The organism is Thermostichus sp. MS-CIW-25, from assembly GCF_054060015.1.
On the sequence record NZ_JBSSCS010000079.1, the window covers coordinates 1 to 2,120 of the forward strand.

General features: G+C 57.7%; 2 protein-coding genes and 1 pseudogene. 2 read left to right on the forward strand and 1 reads right to left on the reverse strand.

The genetic code is table 11. The annotated features are described in order from the left end of the window. The coding region (locus ACVWZ1_RS14315; protein WP_457503741.1) for a zinc ribbon domain-containing protein at positions 1–548 on the forward strand (548 nt) is incomplete at its 5' end. Between the two features lie 59 nt (positions 549–607). Then, the gene (locus tag ACVWZ1_RS14320; RefSeq protein WP_457503742.1) at positions 608–1,867 is read left to right on the forward strand and encodes an ABC transporter substrate-binding protein; all 1,260 of its coding nucleotides are present in this window, start codon (positions 608–610) and stop codon (positions 1,865–1,867) included. Between the two features lie 55 nt (positions 1,868–1,922). Here the strand turns inward: ACVWZ1_RS14320 and ACVWZ1_RS14325 are convergent. Further along, positions 1,923–2,120 (reverse strand): annotated as a pseudogene (locus ACVWZ1_RS14325) (RNA-guided endonuclease TnpB family protein); the annotation flags it as partial.

Below are 2,120 nucleotides of genomic sequence, written 5' to 3' on the forward strand. Positions count from 1 at the left end.
ACCACCTAGACGATCTGCAGTCCAGGCTGAGTAAAGCACCGAGACCCAAGCGTAGGCGAATGCGGCAAGCGGCGTTTCGTCTGCGGGAGAGAATCGGGAACTTGGTGGACGAGTGCCATCGCAAGGTAGCGGCGTTCCTAACGGATAACTACCGATTGATATTTCTCCCCACTTTCGAGTCAGCCAAGATGGTTGCCAAGGCGGGGAGGAAGTTTGGTAGCAAGACAGCAAGGGCGATGCTCACCTGGGCGCACTATCGGTTCAAGCAGTTCCTGAAGTTTCAAGCCAAAAAGAAAAACGTGGTCGTCGTGGAAGTATCGGAAGCGTACACCAGCAAAACCTGTACCAAGTGCGGGCACATCCACACTAAGTTGGGTGGTGCAAAGGTGTTCAGATGCCCCAAGTGCAACCATAGGCTACCACGAGATTGGCAAGGCGCTCTGGGTGTTATGCTCAGGGCTTTGCGGGATACCGCCTTTCTGTTCGGAAACGGACAGAATGCTATCGCTGCACCGTTGAGCAGTAATGCTCAGCAGTGTTCAGCGTAAATGTATCAGTTTAAGTTGAATCTGGAACCTGAAAGTTGGATGGGGGTGGAGGCAAGGCTATGCAACCCAAAAGCGTTTTCTGGAAGCGACGGCAGGTGTTGGCCGGTCTGGGATCCCTGGGGGCTTGGGTGTTGAGTCAAGGCTCTCCGTTGGCCCAGAATGCTCCCCAGAGCACGGTAGATCTGGGATCCCTGAGCTGGGCAGACATTCTGGAGCGGGCGCGGGGCAGCTCTGTCAACTGGGCCATGTGGAGCGGCAGCGAGGCCATCAACGGCTTTGTGGATGGCTGGGTGAGAAGCCAGTTGCAGGAGCGTTATGGCATTCGCTTGAACCGGATCCCGCTCACGGATACCGTTGAAGCAGTCAACAAGGTGATTGGGGAGGTACAGGCCGGGCTGCTCAGCGGCGGCAGCATCGATCTCATCTGGATCAATGGCAACAACTTCCGCACCCTCAAGCAGGGGAATTTGCTCTTCGGCCCTTTTGCTGAGAAATTGCCCAGCTTGCCCTTCTACGATCCCGCCGATATTGCAACGGATTTTGGCCTGCCCACCGAGGGCTATTCTGCACCCTACACCGGCAACTACTTTTTAATGGCCTATGATGCCGAGCGGGTACCCAATCCCCCCCAGAGCCACGCCGAACTGTTGGCTTGGGCAGAGGCCAACCCAGGGCGATTTACCTACGTGGCCCCGCCGGATTTTCATGGCAGCCGCTTTTTGTTGAGCGCCTTCTACGGCGTGACCGGGGGCTATGCCCAGTACAGCGGGCCGGACTTCGATGCCGATCTCTGGGCGCGACAATCCCCTGCCCTGGTGGAATACCTGAGAAAGCTGGATCCCTTCTTGTGGAGGCGGGGCCAAACCTACCCGCCCACCTTTGCCCGCCTGGCGGAGCTCTTTGCCAATGGCGAAGTGTGGCTCATCCCCACCTTTATCGATCAGGTGATCTTGCGCAAGGGCAACGGCCAATTTCCTCCCAGCACCACCCCCTATGGGATCCCGGGCACCAGCTTGATCGATCCCTCGTTCACGGCCATTCCCATCAATGCGGCCAATCCTTGGGGGGCGATGGTCTTGGCGGAGGTTTTGGCCAGCCCGGAGGGGCAATTGGAAAAGTTCAAGCCGGAGGTTTGGGGGGATCTGCCGCTCATCGATGTCAGCCGGTTGTCTGCCGACTACCAAACAGCTTTTGCCCAACTGGAGGCTGCCGCCGGGATCCCCATTCAAGAGGCCATTGCTGGGGCAGTGCCCATCGTGAACTCCGAATACACGGTGCAACTGGAGGCCCTCTGGCAGCAACAAGTCTTGCCGGGATAGGGGTCAGCTATGCCCCTCACCCCCAGCCTCTTTCCAAAAGGGGAGGTCTTGTAAACTACCCGACCCTGACTGCTTCGTAGTACAGGGCGGGCTTAAGGCAGCCCTGCAGTTGGCAAGCCAACCACGAACCTCTAGGCTGGTTTACGGCAGCCCCCAAAAGCGCAATCACCTTCGCACCGTTAAAATCCGCATCCCCTTCCCAACCGCAGTGCCCGCATTTGAACTGCTTACCCTTGCGATAGGATTGAGCGGA

Bases quoted from the DNA above. Each gene is read 5' to 3' on its own strand.
- ACVWZ1_RS14320 (WP_457503742.1), top strand. From the start codon at position 608: ATGCAACCCAAAAGCGTTTTCTGGAAGCGACGGCAGGTGTTGGCCGGT.